The sequence below is a fragment of the Synechococcus sp. LTW-G genome, from assembly GCF_054459035.1.
Genome location: NZ_JBTKYW010000001.1, coordinates 54,447 through 74,073, shown reverse-complemented (window position 1 = coordinate 74,073; position 19,627 = coordinate 54,447). Strand labels below are relative to the sequence as shown.

Below are 19,627 nucleotides of genomic sequence, written 5' to 3'. Positions count from 1 at the left end.
CAGTGGAAACAGCTCAAAAGTCGCGTCTGCCGATGACCTCGCTCTGGAGTACTGCGCCTGCAGTGGCGGCCCTACTCGGCGGTGGGTTGCTGTCCCTTCTGGCAGCAAGGATCTTCGGGATCTTCTTCGGTCGTCTGACACGGCGAACGCGAAGCGAAACCGATGACTTCATCGTTCAGGTCATCACGGACACGATCCCAATCCTCGGCTGGGTCATCAGCGCCAGTTGGGCCTGGTGGCTGCTGCCGACCTCTCCGGAGGCGGATCGGGTGGTCTTCACCATCTCGAAACTCATCCTGGTGGTGTTCCTGGTGCGGCTGGTCAACCGCATCAGCCTGCGGTTGCTGCAACGCTCCGCGGCCCACAGCGGAGATCCAGCGGTCGGCAACATGCTCCGCGCCCTCGCGCCGATGTTGCGAGCGTTGGTCTGGTGCGTCGGCGCTGTCCTCTATCTGCAGAACATCGGTGTCCAGATGGCTGCGATCTGGGCTCTGCTGAGCGCCGGTGGCATCGGGGCAGGCTTGGCCTTAAAGCAGCCGGTCTCTGAATTCTTCGAATACATCACCATCCTTCTTGACAAGCCCTTCCAACCCGGTCAATTCATCCAAGTCGGAGAGGTCTGGGGAACGGTGGAGAGGGTGGGGGTGCGTTCGACCCGTCTGCGCAGCATCAACGGCGAAGCGATCGTCATGAGCAACAGCGCCCTGACCAGCTCGGTGGTGGCGAACTATGGGGAGATGCAAGAGCGGCGGCTGATCTATCGGCTGGGGGTGACCTACGACACCAGCCACGCCGTACTGGAACGGATCCCTGGCCTGTTGAAAGCGATCGTGGAGCAGGGGGGCGATGCCCGCTTTGACCGGGCCCATTTCGTGGCCTTCAACAGCAGCAGCCTTGATTTTGAGTTGGTCTATTTCGTTCCTTCGAACGACTACGTCCAGGCGATGGAAGCCCAGCAACGGATCAACCTGGCGATCGTCCAACGCTTCGCCCAGGAGGGCATTGAGTTTGCCTTCCCGACGCAAACCTTGCACCTGCACAACTGCACTGAGGCCTTGGGTTCTGGGGTGTGACCCGACTTGCTATGGTGGGTGCTTGGGCAATTTGCCCGAAGTTGTGTTTTTAGAAGATCGGTCATGTCCCGGGTCTGCCAACTCACCGGCAAGCGCGCCAACAACGGCATGGCCGTCTCCCACTCGCACATCCGCACGAAGAAGCTCCAGCAGGTGAACCTGCAAGAGCGCCGTCTGTGGTGGGCTGAAGGCAACCGTTACGTGAAACTGCGGGTCTCCACCCGTGCCCTGAAGACCATTCAAAAGAAGGGCCTGGGCGCCTACGCCAAGCAGCTGGGCATCAACCTGGCCAAGATCTGAGCTTCAATCCTGGGAGTTCTCCCAGGATCAAGTTGAACCGCCGCAACCTGCTTGTTTCGTTTGGTGCTGCGGCCTTAGGCCTGCTGGGACTCCCCCGGCAGGCCTTTTCGATGGGAGGGACCCTGCCCGATCTCGATCAACCGGCCCCTGGCTTTGGGCTCTCCGGCGTGGTTCCAGGCGAGGGGGGGGCCGTCGAAGCCGTACGCAGCCTGAGCGATTTCAAAGGGAGCTGGGTGGTGCTCTACTTCTATCCCCGAGATTTCACGGAGGGGTGCACCTTGGAGGCCAAAGGCTTTCAACGGGATCTGCAGCTGTTCCATGCCCGCAATGCCGAAGTGGTCGGAATCAGCGCAGACGACACGGACTCCCACAAAGAGTTCTGCGGAAGCGAGGCGTTGACCTACCCGCTGCTCTCTGATCCCGGAGGAGAAACCAGTAAGCGCTACGGCAGCTGGATCCCGCCCTTCTCCCAACGTCACACCTTTTTGATTGACCCAGAAGGGGTTCTTAAAGAGCGCTGGTTAGGGGTACGGCCCCTAGGCCACAGCCAGGAGATCCTGAAGCGGCTGGATGAGCTACAGGCCTAAGGCTGCGCGCTGCTCCAGCAGCCTCAGGTGGGCTTGACCTGCAGGGAGGCTGTCGCAGAACAGGCAGTTGTCCTCAAATCGCACTTGATAAAGCTCGCCTTCGCTGGAGCGCAGCTGATAGATCACTCCCCCTTGGGAATCGACCAGCACAGGGACCTGGGCCATGGGTCTTCAGGAGCAACGAGCAGAGGCTGGCTCGGCGATCGAACCCTTGCCATAGGTGCATCAACTCATCATCCGTAGCGACCACTACAAGTGATGGGGGTGGCCACGAACCGGGGTGGACTTTGGTAGCGAATGGAACCTGAAGGGGTCTGACTGCTCTGCATGCTTGCCCCAATTCCACTCGAGCAATGTTTACCGAGTACAGGCCAAAGAAGGGATATGACGAATACTTCAGTGCCGCCGAAGGCCCTCGCTCCGGCCTCAAGCCCCTGGTGAACTCCCTGGGTGCACTCGGGATCGAGAAACTCAACCGCAATCACGCCGCCGCTGGAGTCCTACTGAAGCGACTCGGGGCCACCTTCAGGCTGAATGATTCGGGAGGACGCGTGGGGGAACGGATCCTTCCATTCGACCCGCTGCCACGCTTGATTCGCTCGAAGGAGTGGGAGCGTCTAGAGCGAGGACTGTCCCAGCGCCTAGAGGCGATTGATCAATTTCTGGGTGACATCTACGGCGAGCAACGCATCATCCGAGATGGGGTTATTCCGCGGGAGCACGTGGAAAGTTCCCTGGGGTGGAGGCGCGAGCTTCAAGGGTTCAAGCCCCCCTTGGGCAAATGGTGTCAAATCTCCGGGCTTGATCTGATCCGTGATGGAGAAGGAACCTGGCGCGTCCTGGAGGACAACCTGAGATGTCCTTCTGGTGTCGCCTATTTCCTGGAGAACAGGAGGGTGATGAAACGGATGTTCCCGAGCCTGTTTAGTGGCCGGGTCGTCCAGCCGATTGATCGCTACCCCTCCCAGCTGCTGCAGACCCTGAGGGAGCTGGCGCCCTGGACCGACTCCCCCCGGGTCGTCCTGCTGACCCCCGGGGTGTTCAACAGCGCCTATTTCGAGCACAGCTATCTGGCTCAACAGATGGGCATTCCCCTCGTCGAGGGCAGGGACTTGGCCTGTGAAGACGGACGGGTTTGGATGCGCACGACCCGTGGATTGGAGACCGTCGATGTGATCTACCGGCGCATTGATGATGACTTCCTCGATCCCGCCGTCTTCCGCAGCGATTCAATGCTGGGGGTCCGCGGACTGATGGAGGTCTATGCCCAGGGACGGGTGGCGATTGCCAACGCTCCTGGAACTGGAATTGCCGACGACAAGCTGATCTACGCCTATGTGCCGGAGATGGTGCGCTACTACCTCGGGGAGGAAGCCATCATCCAAAACGTCCCCACCTACCTCTGCTCTAAAGCTGAAGATCGCTCCTATGTACTAAGCCATCTACGGGAGCTGGTGGTGAAAGCCGTCTCGGAAGCTGGAGGCTATGGGATGTTGATCGGACCCCATGCCAGTGACGAGGAGATTCAAGACTTCGCGACGAAGATCGAGGCCAATCCGCGCAACTTCATTGCCCAACCCACCCTGGAGCTCTCCACCGTCCCCTCCCTCAGTGACGGCGAGCTCTACCCCTGCCATGTGGATCTGCGGCCCTACATCCTGCGGGGCAAAACCACCTGGGTCACACCAGGCGGGTTAACCCGCGTGGCCCTCAAGCGGGGATCACTGGTGGTGAATTCCTCCCAGGGCGGCGGGTGCAAGGACACCTGGATCGTGGAGGACGCCCCATGCTGAGCCGCGTCGCGGATTCCCTCTATTGGATCAACCGCTATGTGGAGCGGGCCGAGAACATCTCCCGCTTTGTCGAGGTCAGTGCTGCCATGGCGCTGGACTGCCCCCCTGGTAGCGCAGAGCCCTGGCAACCCCTGATCGATGCCAGTGGTCATCGCTCTCTGTTTGATGCGCTCTACCCCGGTGGAGCTGAGCAGCAGGTTCTTGAATTTCTCATCCGCGCTGAGGCCAACCCCAACAGCATCGTCAACTGCATCGCGCTGGCCAGGGAAAACGCCAGGCAGATCCGGGACGTCATCACCAGTGAGATGTGGGAGCAGCTCAATGGTCTCTACTGGACCCTGGTCGAGAACGACGGGTTTTGGGAGGAGCCGACCCCAGAGCAGCTCAGGGAGATCCGGCGTGGCTGCCAATTGTTTTACGGAATTACCGATGCCACCCTCAGTCGGGATCTTTCCTGGCAGTTCAGCCGACTCGGTCGGCTGATTGAGAGGGCGGATAAGACCACTCGCATCCTTGATGTGAAGTACTTCCTTTTGCTCCCGAGCCCTGATGACGTCGGCGGGGTACTCGACGAGTTGCAGTGGATGTCTCTGCTGCGCAGTGCTGGCGCTTATCAGATGTTCAGGCAATCCAACGTTGGGGTGATTTCACCGGAAGCGGTGGCGTCCTTCCTGCTGCTCAATCCCCTCTTCCCGAGGTCGGTGCGCTACTGCCTCGAGCGGATCCATGAGACGCTTCAGGTGATCGGGCGCGATGCCGCCGCCGGGACGCCCGACGACCTCGAGTGCATGGTGGGTCTGACGCAGGCCCGCTGGAGTTTCAGCAAAATTGAAACGCTGATCGCAGGTGGCCTCCATGAGGCGATTGATGGTCTTCAGCAGGACCTCAACCAGCTGCACAATCTGATTCACGCTCGCTACTTCGTGCTTCCGGGCGGACTGAGCCCCGAAGACACAACCGTGATCCCCGTGAGCTCCACCTCCCTGTCCACCACCGCTTCCGGTCAAGACCTGGCATGCGCGCCCGCTTAATTCATCGCTTCGACTACCGCTACAGCCAGCCCGTGCTGCTGGGACCCCATCGTTTTTGCCTGCGGCCCAGGCCCCATGGGTTTCAGCGTCTAATCGATTTCAAACTGAGCATCGAGCCTGAGCCGAGCCAGCTCTATGAGCTGATGGCAGCAGGTGGCGACACCATCACCCGGGCACGGTTTCTCCAGGAAACCGATTGTTTTCAAGTGGTGGCCACGAGCGAGGTTGAGACGTTCACACCACCCCTGATCGAAGCCTGCCTGGACGAAACGATGTTGAACCTGCCGCTCGCCATCGGCAGGCTGAACCCCGATCTCATGAGCAACCTCCAAGGTTGGTTGCCCAACGGGCAACATGATGCCGCCGCTGTCGATCTGGCCCAAGAAGCCCTCACAGGCAGTGATGGCAGCTGCCTGAGCTTTTTGCAGCAGCTGATCGAGATCATTCAGGACCGCGTCAAATACACCGAGCGCCATCAAGGCCCCGCTTGGCCTGCGGGCCGGACACTGAAGGAGCGGATCGGCTCCTGCCGTGATCTCGCCATGCTGATGATCGAGTGCTGCCGCAGCGTTGGACTTCCAGCCCGGTTTGTCAGTGGCTATCACCTTGTGGAGCCCAAACCTGAGCGCTACGACCTGCACGCCTGGACCGAGGTCTACCTCCAGGGAGCAGGCTGGCGAGGGTTCGATGCCAGTGGCAAGGGGGCGGTGGATGATCGCTACATCCCCGTGGTGACCTCTTCGAAATCAGATCTCACGGCGGCGGTCAGCGGCACGTTTTCAGGGCCGACGGGGGTTCAAAGCACGCTGAATTGGGAGATCCAGGCCGAAATCCTCTGCTCGGCCCAGTCCCGTTGAACGCCTACCAGCTGACGCCATGCAACTTGGGCAACGGCGCTGAGCGAAAGGTGGTCGCAAACAGACGAGGAATGAGTCGACTGTTGTAGACGCGAAACTCGCGGGCAACGCTGGCACCCGGATCACGGATTGCCTGATTCAGTACGACCGATCCCTCCTCATCCGAGATCGAACGGTGGAAGGTTCCGGGCGGAATCCGGAGAATGTCACCACCGGTTTCAAGACGAACAATGTGATACGGATAATTCCAGCCGAAGTTCACCAAGTAGAACAGGCGACCCCCGGTCAGAGCGAGCAGATTGTCCTCTTGATGGGGGTGGAGATAGAACTGCCAGGCGCCCGTGTTGGGCTCATCCGGTGGACTAACGGCCGGTCCGCTATGGATGACCAGATCCCGCGCGTTGGAGTTGTCGACGGTGATATTGAAGAAACGAACCGCAGGGGTATCGCGGAACTTCTCGTAGGGGATCAGCTCAAACATCTGAGCTTGGGTCGCTGTTCCTGACGACATGCTGCGTCCGTGGGATAGCCCAATGAACCGCACTCCCTGGTCTCCAGGGCGTGTACAGCACTACGCAATTCAGGATTAGCGCCTAAGCGTCAGCCCTCGAGCTGGCGCCCACGCCAGGTCCAACCACGTCCGGTGGTCGTCTTCCAAATACTGGCGGGCACGATGGCCGCAATCAGCAACGCCCCAAGCCAACTCAACCACCAGAATTTGATCGGTGTGCCAAAGCGCCAGGCACTCCACAGACGGATCGCCAAGACCAGGGCGATGGAGCAGCCCACAGCCCAAATCGCCATTTGCTCAATCGGACCGCCAAGCCATCCCTGCAGCAACAGAGCAACGGCGCTGAACCAGGGAGCGGCAAACAGCAGCAACACCACAGCGACACTGCCAACGGCTTTGAACCAGTTGCGATCAACCCCCAGAAACCAGTTTTTGGTCCAGCCTTCCCACAGCGCTGCCAAGGAGCGATACATCTGCAGGTCGACAAGATCAACGCCAAGCAGATAGCGCAGACTCAGGCCGGCCTGCTTGACCGCTCGGGCCAGGGCCAGATCTTCGACCACCTCAGCGGCAACAGCGCGATGGCCTCCAATCGCCCGATAGCTGGAATGGCGAAAGAGCATGAAGGGACCAGCCGCAAACGCCGTTGGATCGTTGGGGTCGTTGCTGCGCCGAATCGGAAAACCCAAGCCCAACAGGGTGGCCACAATCGGCTGCACCAACCATTCCGCAAGACAACTGCACTGCAGCCGGGGAGCCAGGGTGAACAGATCGCTGCTTTGACTGCAGGCCTCTTGAAGGGCAGCCTCAATCACCCCGGGCTGCAGGCGCACATCGGCATCGAGAAACAGCAACCATTGCCGCGATGCCGTCCCATCGGGCCAGGGCAACTCCGAACCGATGGTTGCTGGCCAATTCTTGCCGGACCAGCGTTCACCACTCGGTCGCGCTCCGGCCTGCACAATCCGCCAGTGGAGATCAGAACGGCTGCAGCTCGTGCGGCACAGCTCAGCTAAGGCCTGGGTGTCATCGCTTGAGGCGTCATCAATCACGACGAGTTCGATCGGCCAGTCAGGCGGGCAGGCCGCAACGATCGCCCCAAGGCATCCCTCGATGTTGTCGTGCTCGTTGTAGGCGGGCACGAGAATCCGCAGCCACCCGCAGTCTTCGGGGCACTGCTGCGAATCCGTCTTGTTCAGCCTTGGGGCACGGCCCAGTTGCAGCTCCAAAGCCAGCAGGAGTACAAGCAAGCAGAGACAGCTCGTAGCCGCCAGATCCAGGATCAGCGACATAGGGCGGCACGCAGGATGCGTCGATGCAGCTCCACCGTCGAGCGGATCGATGCAATCACCCTGCTCGCCGGAGGACAATCCAAGCTGCTGCGCCAGAGCGTCAAGCACTCCTCAGCAGTCCGGCCGCGCTGGCGCAAGTCCAAGGCCTCAGACTGGAGTTGATCAGCGCAGGCCTGGACCTTGGGGTCGTAACTCAGGGCGCTGACCGGAGCCCCGGAGAGGGCCGCCAGAATCAAGGCATGCAGGCGCATCGCCAGAACCAGACCAGAGGAGCGAAACACGGCCATCGCCTCCCTGGGATGGCTCGCGCTGAGTTGGCGACTGCGCGTCGATAAGCTCTCGGGCATCAACCCCTCCCGGCGGAATTGCTCCAACAGATCAGCGTCCTGGTTGCGATGGAAAGGAAGCCACAACACCTCGCGGTCTGCCTCTGTGGATAACTGGTCCAGGGCCTGGAGATAAGGACTCCAATCACTGCCCTGGAGCAAGGGCGTTGGCCGCCAGCAGACCACGATTGGTCCACCACGGCCGAGCCACTGCTGCTGCGGCAACATCCAAACCGCATCCGCAGCGTGCTCGCCGTCGCACCCCAGACGGCGAGCCAAGGTCGCCGATTCAGGATCACGCCAACTCACGGCAGTCGTCATCTGGAGCAGCAGACGCACCAGGGCCCGCGTTCGCTTGCGTTGAAGTGGACCGAGTCCCTGGGCCCAGAGCACAACCGCCTTGCCCTGGAATCGGGCGGCGGTCATCAAGCTGGCGTAGTAGATCAGGCTTTTAAAACTGGTGCTGTCCTGCAGCAGGCTTCCGCCGCCCAAGACCAGGGCATCGCAGGCTCTCAAACAGGAAAGAACGGCCTTGAGGTCACGGCGCTGCACCGTCTCGACGCCGTGCAACTGCCGCACCTGGTCCTGGTCAAACGCGGTGACGACAGGCGTCCAAGCTTCAGGCAGCTCCCCAAGGACAGCCTGCAACAAGGCGTCATCGCCAAGGTTGTGTTCGCCGTAGTAGCCGCAGAGCAGAACGGACTGAGGCACACCACTGCATAGCGCGATCACCAGCTTCGCATCGGCTGAAGGACTAGGCGGCTGCGATCAGGCGCTGCCTCAGCAGCGGTAATTCTTGGTCAATCCGTTCACGGGCGTGATCCAGGGAGGTGCAGGTCCCGAGGGACAGACCGCTTCGGTGCTGAATCGCGTAGCAACGGGTGTGATCGGCTTGATCCATCAGAGCAATCCGGCAGCCCCGATGGAACCAGGCTGGTGACGGCTGCGACTCCACCTTCAAGCACCGCTTGTCTAAGCCAATAGAACGTTTCCGCGGGTAGGGATCAAGCGATCCCCTGGAAGAAAGTTCAAAGATTGGGCAGGAGTGCCGCGAGTTTGGTGCGGAAGTCACCCTTGGGCATCCCGCCTTTGAGTTCACCGTGGATCATGAACTCACCGTCGGGGTCTTCCACCACGAGGTAGGTCGGCCAGCCCATTCCTTCCTTGTTGGGATACTGCGCAAGCAGGACCTTTCTATATCTGCGATAGGTCTCGGTGTCCTGCAACATCACGCTGACAAAGCTGCACCCCAGTTCTTCAGCAACCTTGCCGTCGTAGTGGCTCATCCGATGGCAGGTGCCGCAATCCTCGGAACTGAACTTGAGGACTGTGGTTGCCATGGCGAGGACTGCAGTGCCGGCAACTTAATGGCACTGATCGAGGCTGATGTCGCCGAGGAAACAAAGATCGAGAAGACGTTGCAGTGCAGCCGCCCGCGACGGAAGACCCCACTGTTCCTTCAGGGCATCCAAGCGAGCCAGGTGAACTCGGCGAAGATCGCAGCTGACCTTGATCCGCTCATCACCCAGAAAAGGAAGGCTTTGCATCTCCCAGGCCTATCGCTGTCGCAACGATGCCCGCGATCAAGGCGATGTCAACGAACGGCGGGGATGGTCAGGTAGGCCGGAGCAAAGCTGCAGGCCAAGGCGAGTTGCCGCAGCGGTAGGCCAAAGACCGTGCTGACGAAATCGATGGCAACGCGCGAGAGCAACGGAACACCGCTTGTGCCGCAATTGTAAAGAGACGTGAAGCAGCCCTCAGCTTGCAGGGTGTCAGGTCAGCAATCGGCCGGGGCCCCTTCAGCGATCGAGCTTGTCAGCCAGCGCCCTGGCCTCTTGGGCAAGTTGACGCTTCAGCAGCACGCGATCAGTCACGTCCCGCTGGACCGAGACCCAGTGGGTGTACCAGCCCGAGGAATCGGCCAGGGGCGCCACCTTGAGCTCAATCCAACAGGTGGATTGATCGCGGCGGTAGTTGATGACCTCCATGGACGCTGGCTTCCACTGATCCATCGCCGAGCGCAGGGCAGAGGTGCTCTCCTTCGAAGTCTCTGGACCCTGAAAGAGCCTCGGACTCCTGCCGAGCACCTCGTGAAGCGCGTACCCGGTCTGATCCAGTAGTGACTGGTTGGCGTAAACGATGACAGGACCCGGGGCGTCCAAGGGTTCAGCCAAGGTCACCAAGACGGCATCTTGCGCCGTGTCCAGGACCCCCTCGAGCAAACGGCGGTAGGCGTCTTCGTTGGTTTCCTCGGGGGCCGCATCGAGGCGTTGCGCCCGGCGCCTGAGGATGCCAACGCCAAAGCCAGAGTCACAGGCAAACAGACGGAGGCGGGTGGCCAGCTCAACCCCCGTTGGATGGGGCAGAGGCAGCACATGGTCCCGCGGCCCCTCAGCTAAACGCCGGTGTTCCTGGACGATGAGATCAGACAACTGCGGCCAGCACTCGCCAATCGCGCGGCCGCACCACTCCTGGGAGTGGTGGCCCAAGCGCTGTTGAGCCGTGCGGTCGACGTGGGAAACCAGGCCATTGGCCCCGCAGAGCACCAAGCCATCTCCGGGCTCCAGCAGGAAAAAAGGCTGCATGGGCCTGACCCTAAAGAGCCGGCCCGTACCGATGCTGGAAGCAGTACCTGATGTTCATGAGCGCGACCCCCTATTTCGAGGCCATCTCCGTTGAGGCCTGGCTTGGTGCCAGGCGAGTGTTCAACGATCTGACCCTGAGCTTGCAACCAGGGGAACCCACGGTGCTTCTGGGACCCAATGGTGCGGGCAAAAGCGCCTTGATCAAGTTGATCAATCGTCAGCTCTACCCCGTGGTGAAGGCGGGCTCTGAGCTGAAGCTGTTTGGCAGCAGCACCGTCAACCTCTGGGATCTGAGGCAACGCATCGGCCTGGTCTCCAGTGACCTGCAGAGCGGCTACATCCCAACGGTGCCAGCGGAAGAGGTTGTTCTCTCCGGCCTCTTTGGCTCAGTCGGGCTAGGCCGTCCCCAACGCCCAACACAGCAGCAACGGGCAGAAGCGCTGAACCAGCTCGAGCAGCTTGGACTAGCGGACTTGCGTGGTCAGCCCTTCGGTCATTGCTCGGATGGGCAGCGACGGCGCTTGCTACTCGCCCGGGCATTGATTCATCAACCCGAGGTGCTGGTCCTCGATGAACCGATCAATGGCCTGGACTTCAAGGCCAAACATCAACTCCTGAACAGCCTGCGGGAACTCAGCAGGACAGGAACCACGTTGCTACTGGTGACGCATCAACTGGAGGCAGTGATCCCTGAGGTCCAACGCGCTGTCCTAATCAAACGCGGGCAAATCGTGGCCGATGGTCCTGCCCCGGAACTGCTGACGAGCGCAAGCCTCAGTGACTGCTTTGACACCCCGATCACTGTTTTGGAGGAAGGGGGTTGGCGCCAAGCCGTGCCGCGAGACAGCGAGGCATAAAAAACAGCCCATGCAGGGCTGTGTGAGGAGGCTTCAGCGCCATCGAAGCGAAGTCAGTGGCGACGGGCGATGGGTAGATCGACTCAGCTGTTCGATTGGATCGCGGTCGAGACGTCCTTGAGGGGAATCAAAGGATGGCCCCAAGGGCCTGTGCCAAGCAGTGGCGGCGCACCGGCTGACGGGGAGAGCGCGGGGCCCGCTTGATAGGCCGCCTCAACCCAGGCCAGCAGCAGCGGACCCAGCACCCCTCCATTGGCCTGCTGACCGGGGCGCAGATTGAAATGATCGCCCCCTTTCGCCAAAACCAATTGGTGCCCGAAGGGCACGGCCTGGCGCATCGGTGTGATTGCCTCGGGGTCAGGTGGCACAACCCAGTCATGGGTGCCACTCACGACCAGAAGACGTGCACTGGCGTTGCGCAGTTGCGGAACCGAAAACAGCAGTGACATGGGCGGCGAGACGGCCACGGCTGCAACGACCCGCGGATCGCGAAGGGCGGCCTGATCCACGCCATCGAGCCAGCTGCACTGCAGGGTCCAGCTCAGATTGCGCTGTGGATCACTGGTTTGCGGGCATCGCTTCTTGAGCGTTGTCGCCTGGGGCACCAGACCCGCCTGCTGCAACGCCGTCGTCGCCCCCCAGGAGTGACCAATGACAACCACAGCGTTGGCGTTGACCCCAGTCATACCGCTGAGTTGACCAGCAGCCACCGCATCTGTCACCGCGCTGAGATCGCGAAAGCGCAGGGCCAGCTCAATGGGCTTCGGGGGAGGAACCGCTCCCTTCAGCATCAGGGCCTGCTCCTTGTTATCACTGCCGGGGTGGCGGGGCAGGGCCACGGTGTAGCCCCTGGAGGCCAGCACAGCCCCCCAGGACGCGAAGTTCTTGGGACTATCCCAGAGCCCATGGGAGATCAACACCAATCGCCCATTGCCCCCTTGCGAGGGTTCAACGAGCACCACCTCCAAGGGCTGTGTGCGATGGGGCACCGCAAGACGCACCTGCCGTTGTCGTACTGCTGGAGATGACGACAGTGCAGGAGCCGTTGGCAGCAGGTCAGGTGGGGTCTGGGCGAAGAAGCTGTTGGCCTGGACGCGTTGGGCCAACATGCGCCCCAGGATTGCTTTGACCTGGCCGAGGTTGAAGCGCACCCGCTGGCCAGGAAGGGCCTGGATTAATTCGACCAGGGTGGGCTCACCACCAGTGGCGTTCGCCCTTGCCCGATCCAACGCCTGACGAAAGGTTTGCCCCGTCAGATCGGGATCTCGCCCCTCGATTGTGCCGAGGGATGAGACCACCAAAAATGCTTGCTCGAGCAGAGGTGAGCCGACGGACCCATCGGCTAAACGAATCATCGAGATCGGAATCGGTCGCTGGAGGACCTGCATCAGCAGCTGACTCACCGCTCCGTCCGAGGCCCGATCCAATTCCGCCAGGTCGCTCCGGCCCGCCATGAGGGCACTGGGACTTTTCAGTTCGCTGACCTTGACGCTGAGGCTGGAGCGCAACAGGGGAAGCTCAATCAGAACCTCCTCAATGGCGCGGGCCGGCGCTGTCCAGAGGGGGACAGCGGCGGCGGCAAGAAGCGCAAGGCTGAGCCGCTGCAACCAGTGGAAACTCGACACAGGCATGGCCCCGTTGCTCCGACCATCATCCGCGCATGACCCAAGTGCAGGTGGCTCTGGCCGTTCTCGAGCACAACGGCAGCTGGTTACTGCAGCTGCGGGATGACCTTGCAGGCATCGTCGCTCCCGGCTGCTGGGGTCTCTTTGGTGGGCACCTTGAGCCCGGAGAAGGCCCCGAGGAAGCGCTGCGCCGGGAACTCTGGGAGGAAATTCGACTGGAGATCGGCACGCCGGATCTTTGGTATGTCTCAAGCCAACCGGGAAAGATCAGACATGTCTTTCGTGCCCGCCTCGAGACGCCACTCCCGGCCCTGGAGCTGATGGAGGGTCAGGATCTCGCTCTCTTCTGCCCTAACGCCTTGCTATCCGGCGGGGCCTTCAGCCCAAAATTGAAGCAAACGCGGCCCCTCGCTGAGTCGACCCGCGAAGCACTGAGCCGCTATCAAACCGAGGAGTGCTCTTCGATGCGGTAGTAGCTGCGCTCATCGGAACAACAGACGTCGGCGTAGTAACGCTCAAGGACGTCGTAGGCCGCGTCATAGCTCTCGAATTCCTGACCAGCGAGCGGATCGCTGGTCGATCGATTGGCGGACTCCTCATCCAGAACGATGCGGAACACGGCCCGGCTCGGTTTCAGCTGCTCGAGCAATGCGCCGTAGGTCAGTCCCTCGCCAAAGGCGCGCATCAAAGGATTGAGACCCATCGTTTGGCGCTCGGGATGCAACTTGCTGACGGGTACCAACCAGAAGGACCACTCGGCCGGATCCAGCGGAGTGATTTGCCCTGAGAACAGGGCAAAGACCAAGGTGTTCGCCGCCGTGAGGGGGATGCGGAACTGGATGGGACTGGGCTCGTGTTGCTCGGGCGCGCTGTAAAAAGCCGCCGTGGTGATCGACAGCTGCCATTCCTCCATCGGCAGGACCAAGGATTGGAGATCGGCGCTGGGCCGCCCTGGTCCCTGGTCGAGCCCCAGCCCCTTCAGCAGCAACCAATGGCAGCCGGCCTCGCGGATCTCATCGGCCAGAAGGTTGGGGGTATTCCACTGCAAAAAGGCAGCCAGTTCAGACATCAAACGAACGCCTCCACTCCAGCTCCTGCTGACCGGATTCAAGCTCGCCTTCCTGGGGAAACCCAGCCAAAAAGTCTTTGTCGGCCAGCGGTTGATAGGGACCTTGCTTCAGTTCAAAAATCACCGAATCGGGGGCGAGGGCCACGAGCGAGTGAAAGAGGCCCTCGTCCAGCTGAAGGCCGCGAACGGGACCTGCTGCATCGAGTCGCTCCTGACGCAGGCATGTTCCGTTGGCATCGAACAACAGCACCCCGATCGAGCCCTGAAGCACCACAAAACACTCAAACCCCTCCCCCGTGCCTGGGCGGCAATGGCGATGGGGCCGGACGTAGGTACCGGGCTGCATGACATTCAAGAAGCGCTGCACCAGATCACATTCCTGATGCAGGTTGAAGTTCATCCGCAGGCGCTCACTGGCTCGCGCCCGTAGAGCCACCGCATCAAAAAGGTCTTGATCAATGAGTTGGAGCCCAGGGGAGGTCATCGACGAAGCAAAGCGCAGGGCAGCAGGTAGCGAGTCACACCGACAGGCCAGTGGATCTCAGCGACTGTTGTGGGAGATGAGATGCGGCCATGCCCGATTGGACTCGACCACTGATCGCCGTCAGTCTGACCAGCTTCAGCGTCGGCCTGTTCACCGCCCTCGGCGGCTGAGCTGAGTTCAGCTCAGTGCCTTCAGCAGCAGCGAGCACCCCATCACCAGGCAGAGCAGTTCAAAGGCACGCTTCACCAGCGCTGCCCCCTGACGAAGGGCGACATGGGCCCCCAAATAGCCACCAGCCAGTGAGCCGATCAGCAGCATCGGCAACCAACTCCAAGCAATCTGCCCTTGGACACCGAGGGTCAGGGCCCCCGCCCCATTCCAAAACAGGCCGACCAAGATCAGCGTATGGGCGACGGCCTTGCCGTAGTCCAGTCCGAACCAGCGCACCAGCCAGAGGGTGACGAACAGGCCCGTCCCCGAGGTCAAGGAGCCATTCAGGAAGCCAATGGCGAAGAGCACCAATGCCCCTAGGGCTAATCGCTCTGTTGTCCAGCTCTGGCCGCCAGAGGAAGCACCGAGCTGAGGGCGACAGGCTGAATACACCCCTAGGGCGATGGTCAGAAGACCCAAGAGAAGGGTGGAGAGTTGGGGCGGTAGCGCCAGAACCGTGCGGGCCCCGAGCCAGACCCCTGGGAGTCCACTGAGCAGGATCAACGCCGAGAGCCGTGCATTCAGGCTGCTCTCTTGCGCATGGCGCAAACTGGCGCCAACCCCCAGGGAGACGCTGGCGACCTTATGGGTCGCCAAGGCCACTGGGAAGGGAAGGCCCATCAGGATCAAGGCGGGCAGCTGAACCAGTCCAGCCCCGCCTCCAGCCAACGCCGAGAGGGCATTGGAGAGCAGGGCCACTGCCAGCAGCCCCAGTTGCATCCCAATCTCCGTGATGCTCAAGGCCTGCTCCGAAATCGGCGCGAGAAGGCCGCGCTGAGGGTGTTAGCCCAGGGCAGCGGCAGGTAGTGGGCCAAGGCCGCGATCAGACGATTCAAGCGTCCGGGGACCACAACGACCTGGCGGCCCTGGAGGGCGCGCTCGGTCCAGCGCACCAGCTGATCAACGGACATCCAGAACACCCCCGGCAGACGCTGCATGCGTTGCTCGACCCCCAGGACGGCGTGGAATTCGGTGTGGACGTAGCCCGGACAGAGGGCCATGACCCGAATCCCAGAGCCACTGTTCTCAGCCGCGAGGGACTGGGACAAGCGGATCAGGTAGGCCTTCACGGCGCTGTAGAGCGTGCTGCCGGGCAGTCCCGGAATCAGGCCCGCCAGAGAGGCGATGTTCAGGATCGTTCCCTGCTGACGCCGCTGCATCTCTGGCAATACCAGCCGCGTGAGCTCCGTCGGGACCTCCACCATCAACCGCAGCATCGACTCCAGCTGCATCCAAGAGGACGCCTCGAAGCTTCCCCGCAGCCCAAAGCCCGCGTTATTGACCAGCGTCTCGACCCAGAGTCCATTCGCCGCCAGTCGCCCCAACAACTGATCGACGGCCTGCGGTTGATTGAGATCCAACGCCACCGCTACAACCCTCGCAGCGGCGGATTGCGCCAGCTTGGCAGCCAGCTCGTCCAGACGGTCCTGGCGACGCGCCACCAGCACCAACACCTCTGAGTGCTGCGCGAAGGATCGAGCCAACGCGGCACCAATGCCACTGGAGGCGCCAGTGATCACGGTGCAGGGGCGGAACGTGGAATCAGACAGCGGAGCGACAGCCGCTCCGGAGTCAACGGTGACGGAGAGCCGCTCAGCGAGTTGCAAGCAGGCATCCATCTCCTGCCAAAGAAGTTCGCGCCGATCGGACGAGACCGAGAACGAACGGTGATGGAGATCCCTGCCGACGTAGCGGAGGGCATCAACCACCCTGCGGCGATCCCCTGGGGTGAGCGCATCAAGCGACCAAGACGCATCCCTCGCTGTTGTCACGCCCATTGAGCAGGAGGACCTACTCGTACATCCAATCGAAGGACTCAGGGTTCGAGGCAGACCAGGACTCCACCTGGGTGGAAGCGGGCTTGAACAGGAGGCGCACAAGGAGGCTGAGCTCCAGCCCCAAGGCCAAGCTCAGCGCCAGAAGGCCACCAGCTGCCACGAGCGCCTGGGGGTGCGCCACCACGGAAAAGGCTTGCTCCATCACCAATGACCTCGATCAATCGCCACTCCATCCCTAGCCACGGCTGTCTCAAGGGGGACTAGCGCAGCGCCAAAAAGGGACTTAAGATTAGCTTTAGGTTTGAGTTCAGGGAGTGAACGAGAACAATCCCGTCCTGCAGTCCATGCGTCAGGAACTGCACGAGCTCAAGCTCCGTTACGGCAACTCACCCACGGATTTCAACCGCTACCAGCTGGTGCGCCACGAACAGCGCCTAGCCCAGTGGGTCCCGAATGAAAAAATCGGCGCCTGACGACAGGCATGGAGCCTCAAGCGATTCACCTCGGCCCTGGCGCCGACCTTCGCAAAAGCCTTGAAGAGCTAGCCAAGCAGCAGCAGGCAGAAGGATTTGTACTGAGCATTGTCGGCAACCTCAGCAGGGTCGCTTTTGCTTGCCCCGGCAGTGACCAACCCACTGTGCTGACGGGAGAGCTCGAAATCATCAGCCTGCAGGGGACGATCTCCCCTCAGGGTGTGCACCTGCACCTGAGCTTCTCCGATGGCGAGTGCCAGGTTTGGGGCGGACATCTCGAGCATGGCAGTGAAGTGCTCAAAGGTGCCGATTTATTGGTGGGTCTGCTGAAGCAAGCCGCCCCCACGCGCGCTCCTTCCTCCACTGCTCAACCGCGAATCCGGCTTGCTGTTGCCGAGGGATGCCCCTGGTCGAACCGCGCGATGCGCATGCTGCGCAGCCTGGGAATTCCGTTCGAGCTGGCCCCACCGGAGGCGGGCTCACTGCCCCAAATCTGGATTGAGGGGGCGATGATCGGCGGGTACGAGGACCTGGCCGATTGGCACGGCCAAGGAAAACTTGATCGCTTCCGCACGGGCTTCTGAGACCAATTCCTGGCAGCTCCGAACGGGGGCCCAGTGTCAATTGGTCATCGGACGCTTCCCCCCGTTTTCGTACAACGCTTCGAGTGGTGGGGGCCCCGTCCTCCAATCCCCTGCCGATCAACAGGGGCGCCTCGCACTGAAGGTGCCCATGGCAGGGCTGACCATCCCCCCTTTGGACTGCCAAACAGCCCGGCTCTTGGGCCTTCCGCTGCCCCCAGGGATCAGCGTTCAGATCCAGCCAGAACAGCTCGAGGGCGAGCTGGACCCGAGCAGCGGCGCCCTGAGCCTGCGCTTCCGATCTCGCTTTCGCTTCACCCTGGGACCTGCCCGTCAACCCGTCTACCAAGCCTCAGATCTCGTCGTGGACACCGCACTGACCAGCGGGTCCATCGAGGGGCTGCGGCACCGCCGTCAAGGGCGACCCCTCGACCAGGACGGCAGGGGGCAACTGGTGGGGGTCGCCAGCATCGCCCCCTGCCAGGACGCATGGCTCAATGCCTTTCTTGGCCTGCCTGATGAAGCGCTGGCCGTCATGGAGATCCAGCTCCTGAGGGCATGACGCGGGATCTCAAGGCGGCGCTGCTGATCCCGCTGGCTCTGCTGGCATTGGCTTGGCTGCAGGAGGGAATCGATCAACTGCTCTTTCGCGGGCAGTGGAACTTGCCGATGCTTCCCGGTGGTCCGGCCTTGGGGATCCTGACCGCCCCCTTCAGCCACGGCGGTTGGGGACATCTCCTCGCCAATAGCGGCTTGTTTCTTCCCCTCTCCTGGCTGGTCTGCTTCAAGAGCAAGTGGGACTATTTGGCCGTCTGGGCCGCTGTGTTGTTCACGGCCATTCCGATCTGGCTGTGGTGGCCCAATGGCGCCCACGGCCTCTCGGGTGTGGTCTATGGATTACTGGGTTACCTGTTGTTGATTGGCTGGCTGGAGCGCAGACCATTGACCATGCTTCTGTCGCTGGCGGTCCTGCTGATCTATGGCGGAATTCTCCCCAGTCTTTTGCCGTTCTTCACCCCAGCTGGGGTGAGCTGGATCGGCCACGCCAGCGGCTTCGCAGGGGGGCTGCTCGCCGCGGCGGTGGTCTCGCGATCAAGACCATGACTCATCTCATCCCTCGAGCAGGCTTTGGCAAACCGCTGGGTGCGCTCCTCATCAGCCTCGCCATGGCCCTTGGCGCTTCGGCCCAGCCCTGGGCACCCGGCATGGAACCCCCACCGGTTCTGGAAGCCGCATCCGCCAAAGATGCCCTGAAGCTCGAGGCGTCCCGGCAAGCCAGCCAACGCCAGGCCTATCTCCGGGAGGCCCATGAGCTGCTTCACCGCCATTGGGGCACCAAGGTCAAGCCACAACTGCTCTTCGCGGGCGATCGCGCCGATGGTTGCGGGGTGAAGGAGGTGCGCCACCCCATGGCCTTCTATTGCCCCCCCAGCAAACAAATCGCCATGGCCCTGGAACTGCGCAAGAGCGTCAGAGCAGCCAAGGGCCAGAGCGATGCTGCCCTGCTCTTGCTGGATCTGGCCGTCTTGGCCCATGAGTGGGGCCATCACGTCAACCGAGAAAAGGGGCTCGGCCCCTTCAGTGGCGGCATGGGGCTCACCGTCAAACAGGAGGAACTCGCTGCCGACTGGCGAACCGGTGTCTTTCTCGGCTGGCTGATGAACGTCGGCGCACTCCAGGTGGACGACTTCTCCAATACGGCGAATCTGCTCTTTGAGATGGGCGACTACGAGCGCATCTCAAGGCAGCACCATGGCTATCCCAAGGATCGCTTTCAGGCCCTGACCCGGGGGTTGAGCAGCCAGCTCCAACCGGGGCAATCGGTGGGGAACTGGACCGTTGACACCAACGAAACCTTCAGCCGGCCACTCCCCGGGGAGCCAGGGGATTCCCTGCTGGGGGCACGGCGCTATGAGGTGCGGCGTTTCGAAATTGAGCGGGGCCAGCAGATCGCGACGAATCTGATCGGGGGGCTTCTCGGTGCGGCCAGCTGCGTCTGGGGCAGTCAGGATCAGTGCCTTGGGATGGCGATGCAACAGGGCAAAGGGAGAGCCCTGGGCAGCTACACCAAGCGCGAACTCACCCTCTGGTGCAACAGCGGCAGTTTTGATGTCAGTGCTGATGACTTCGACCCCCAACCCATCGGACGGGACGGCAAGGGGCAGGCCCAGGTGCTGGCGGCGAGGGACTGCTGA

Annotated in this window: 27 protein-coding genes; 13 read left to right on the top strand and 14 right to left on the bottom strand. The window is 61.7% G+C overall.

Annotated features, from left to right (window positions below):
* The first annotated feature begins 32 nt into the window (after positions 1-32).
* The 3 genes from ACXIQ9_RS00470 to ACXIQ9_RS00460 all read left to right on the top strand — a co-directional run bounded on the left by ACXIQ9_RS00470 (position 33) and on the right by ACXIQ9_RS00460 (position 1,960).
* On the top strand, positions 33-1,073 hold the full coding sequence (locus ACXIQ9_RS00470; protein WP_296415117.1) for a mechanosensitive ion channel family protein: 1,041 nt from the start codon (positions 33-35) through the stop codon (positions 1,071-1,073).
* 63 nt (positions 1,074-1,136) lie between these two features.
* Positions 1,137-1,373: a 50S ribosomal protein L28 gene (rpmB, locus tag ACXIQ9_RS00465; protein ID WP_010317109.1), complete on the top strand. Its 237-nt coding sequence runs from the start codon at positions 1,137-1,139 to the stop codon at positions 1,371-1,373.
* Between the two features lie 32 nt (positions 1,374-1,405).
* On the top strand, positions 1,406-1,960 hold the full coding sequence (locus ACXIQ9_RS00460; protein WP_371820488.1) for a peroxiredoxin: 555 nt from the start codon (positions 1,406-1,408) through the stop codon (positions 1,958-1,960).
* Here ACXIQ9_RS00460 and ACXIQ9_RS00455 read toward each other — a convergent pair.
* Positions 1,949-2,125 carry a hypothetical protein gene (locus ACXIQ9_RS00455; RefSeq protein WP_459014922.1) on the bottom strand — a complete coding sequence of 59 codons (177 nt, stop codon included), beginning with the start codon at positions 2,123-2,125 and terminating at the stop codon, positions 1,949-1,951. The genes ACXIQ9_RS00460 and ACXIQ9_RS00455 overlap by 12 nt on opposite strands.
* Before the next feature lie 188 nt (positions 2,126-2,313).
* Between ACXIQ9_RS00455 and ACXIQ9_RS00450 the strand changes: the two genes are divergently transcribed.
* Genes ACXIQ9_RS00450 through ACXIQ9_RS00440 form a run of 3 tightly spaced genes read left to right on the top strand, consistent with a single transcriptional unit; the run spans position 2,314 to position 5,641 of the window.
* Positions 2,314-3,753: a circularly permuted type 2 ATP-grasp protein gene (locus ACXIQ9_RS00450; protein WP_424162875.1), complete on the top strand. Its 1,440-nt coding sequence runs from the start codon at positions 2,314-2,316 to the stop codon at positions 3,751-3,753.
* Positions 3,747-4,784: an alpha-E domain-containing protein gene (locus ACXIQ9_RS00445; protein WP_459014920.1), complete on the top strand. Its 1,038-nt coding sequence runs from the start codon at positions 3,747-3,749 to the stop codon at positions 4,782-4,784. Before ACXIQ9_RS00450 ends, ACXIQ9_RS00445 begins: the two co-directional genes overlap by 7 nt.
* Complete coding sequence (locus tag ACXIQ9_RS00440) at positions 4,769-5,641, top strand: transglutaminase family protein (RefSeq protein ID WP_247478557.1); 873 nt, start codon at positions 4,769-4,771, stop codon at positions 5,639-5,641. Before ACXIQ9_RS00445 ends, ACXIQ9_RS00440 begins: the two co-directional genes overlap by 16 nt.
* 4 nt (positions 5,642-5,645) lie before the next feature.
* Here the strand turns inward: ACXIQ9_RS00440 and ACXIQ9_RS00435 are convergent, their stop codons facing one another.
* The 7 genes from ACXIQ9_RS00435 to ACXIQ9_RS00405 form a co-directional block, all read right to left on the bottom strand.
* Positions 5,646-6,122, bottom strand: coding sequence for a redox protein (locus tag ACXIQ9_RS00435; protein ID WP_459014917.1), 477 nt, complete (start codon positions 6,120-6,122; stop codon positions 5,646-5,648).
* Between the two features lie 119 nt (positions 6,123-6,241).
* A complete protein-coding gene (locus tag ACXIQ9_RS00430; RefSeq protein ID WP_459014915.1) occupies positions 6,242-7,444 on the bottom strand; it encodes a glycosyltransferase family 2 protein in 1,203 nt (400 codons plus the stop codon).
* Entirely contained in the window at positions 7,435-8,481 is a 1,047-nt protein-coding gene (gene csaB / locus ACXIQ9_RS00425; RefSeq protein ID WP_459014913.1) for a polysaccharide pyruvyl transferase CsaB, read from the bottom strand. The genes ACXIQ9_RS00430 and csaB overlap by 10 nt, the downstream gene beginning before the upstream one ends.
* Before the next feature lie 43 nt (positions 8,482-8,524).
* Positions 8,525-8,671, bottom strand: coding sequence for a hypothetical protein (locus ACXIQ9_RS00420; RefSeq protein WP_247478564.1), 147 nt, complete (start codon positions 8,669-8,671; stop codon positions 8,525-8,527).
* A 127-nt stretch (positions 8,672-8,798) separates the two neighbouring features.
* Entirely contained in the window at positions 8,799-9,110 is a 312-nt protein-coding gene (locus tag ACXIQ9_RS00415; protein ID WP_424173992.1) for a thioredoxin domain-containing protein, read from the bottom strand.
* Positions 9,111-9,134: 24 nt separating this feature from the next.
* Complete coding sequence (locus ACXIQ9_RS00410) at positions 9,135-9,317, bottom strand: hypothetical protein (RefSeq protein ID WP_247478567.1); 183 nt, start codon at positions 9,315-9,317, stop codon at positions 9,135-9,137.
* A gap of 252 nt (positions 9,318-9,569) precedes the next feature.
* Positions 9,570-10,355, bottom strand: coding sequence for a PAS domain-containing protein (locus ACXIQ9_RS00405; RefSeq protein ID WP_459014910.1), 786 nt, complete (start codon positions 10,353-10,355; stop codon positions 9,570-9,572).
* Positions 10,356-10,411: 56 nt separating this feature from the next.
* Here ACXIQ9_RS00405 and ACXIQ9_RS00400 point away from each other — a divergent pair, with 56 nt between their 5' ends.
* Positions 10,412-11,212 carry an ABC transporter ATP-binding protein gene (locus tag ACXIQ9_RS00400; protein WP_459014908.1) on the top strand — a complete coding sequence of 267 codons (801 nt, stop codon included), beginning with the start codon at positions 10,412-10,414 and terminating at the stop codon, positions 11,210-11,212.
* A gap of 83 nt (positions 11,213-11,295) precedes the next feature.
* Here the strand turns inward: ACXIQ9_RS00400 and ACXIQ9_RS00395 are convergent, their stop codons facing one another.
* Positions 11,296-12,843, bottom strand: a complete 1,548-nt coding sequence (locus tag ACXIQ9_RS00395) for an alpha/beta fold hydrolase (protein ID WP_459014906.1) — start codon at positions 12,841-12,843, stop codon at positions 11,296-11,298.
* 29 nt (positions 12,844-12,872) lie between these two features.
* On the opposite strand from ACXIQ9_RS00395, the gene ACXIQ9_RS00390 reads away from it, so the two are divergent.
* Complete coding sequence (locus ACXIQ9_RS00390; protein ID WP_459014904.1) at positions 12,873-13,310, top strand: NUDIX hydrolase; 438 nt, start codon at positions 12,873-12,875, stop codon at positions 13,308-13,310.
* Here the strand turns inward: ACXIQ9_RS00390 and ACXIQ9_RS00385 are convergent.
* From ACXIQ9_RS00385 to ACXIQ9_RS00365, 5 genes are all read right to left on the bottom strand, one after another.
* Complete coding sequence (locus ACXIQ9_RS00385; protein ID WP_459014902.1) at positions 13,280-13,906, bottom strand: hypothetical protein; 627 nt, start codon at positions 13,904-13,906, stop codon at positions 13,280-13,282. The two genes, ACXIQ9_RS00390 and ACXIQ9_RS00385, sit on opposite strands and share 31 nt — an antisense overlap.
* Complete coding sequence (locus ACXIQ9_RS00380; protein ID WP_459014900.1) at positions 13,899-14,390, bottom strand: WbuC family cupin fold metalloprotein; 492 nt, start codon at positions 14,388-14,390, stop codon at positions 13,899-13,901. Before ACXIQ9_RS00380 ends, ACXIQ9_RS00385 begins: the two co-directional genes overlap by 8 nt.
* A 177-nt stretch (positions 14,391-14,567) precedes the next feature.
* The gene (locus ACXIQ9_RS00375; RefSeq protein WP_459015766.1) at positions 14,568-15,320 is read right to left on the bottom strand and encodes a sulfite exporter TauE/SafE family protein; all 753 of its coding nucleotides are present in this window, start codon (positions 15,318-15,320) and stop codon (positions 14,568-14,570) included.
* Positions 15,321-15,337: 17 nt separating this feature from the next.
* Positions 15,338-16,309: an SDR family NAD(P)-dependent oxidoreductase gene (locus tag ACXIQ9_RS00370; RefSeq protein WP_459014898.1), complete on the bottom strand. Its 972-nt coding sequence runs from the start codon at positions 16,307-16,309 to the stop codon at positions 15,338-15,340.
* A gap of 82 nt (positions 16,310-16,391) precedes the next feature.
* Entirely contained in the window at positions 16,392-16,580 is a 189-nt protein-coding gene (locus ACXIQ9_RS00365) for a hypothetical protein (protein ID WP_010317193.1), read from the bottom strand.
* 112 nt (positions 16,581-16,692) lie between these two features.
* Here ACXIQ9_RS00365 and ACXIQ9_RS00360 point away from each other — a divergent pair, with 112 nt between their 5' ends.
* The 5 genes from ACXIQ9_RS00360 (at position 16,693) to ACXIQ9_RS00340 (ending at position 19,627) form a co-directional block, all read left to right on the top strand.
* Positions 16,693-16,851 carry a hypothetical protein gene (locus ACXIQ9_RS00360; protein ID WP_010317195.1) on the top strand — a complete coding sequence of 53 codons (159 nt, stop codon included), beginning with the start codon at positions 16,693-16,695 and terminating at the stop codon, positions 16,849-16,851.
* 8 nt (positions 16,852-16,859) lie between these two features.
* A complete protein-coding gene (locus ACXIQ9_RS00355; RefSeq protein WP_459014895.1) occupies positions 16,860-17,435 on the top strand; it encodes a PCC domain-containing protein in 576 nt (191 codons plus the stop codon).
* Positions 17,436-17,583: 148 nt separating this feature from the next.
* On the top strand, positions 17,584-17,994 hold the full coding sequence (locus tag ACXIQ9_RS00350; protein ID WP_232197301.1) for a hypothetical protein: 411 nt from the start codon (positions 17,584-17,586) through the stop codon (positions 17,992-17,994).
* Complete coding sequence (locus ACXIQ9_RS00345) at positions 17,991-18,536, top strand: rhomboid family intramembrane serine protease (protein WP_459014892.1); 546 nt, start codon at positions 17,991-17,993, stop codon at positions 18,534-18,536. The genes ACXIQ9_RS00350 and ACXIQ9_RS00345 overlap by 4 nt, the downstream gene beginning before the upstream one ends.
* Complete coding sequence (locus tag ACXIQ9_RS00340) at positions 18,533-19,627, top strand: zinc peptidase (protein ID WP_459014890.1); 1,095 nt, start codon at positions 18,533-18,535, stop codon at positions 19,625-19,627. Before ACXIQ9_RS00345 ends, ACXIQ9_RS00340 begins: the two co-directional genes overlap by 4 nt.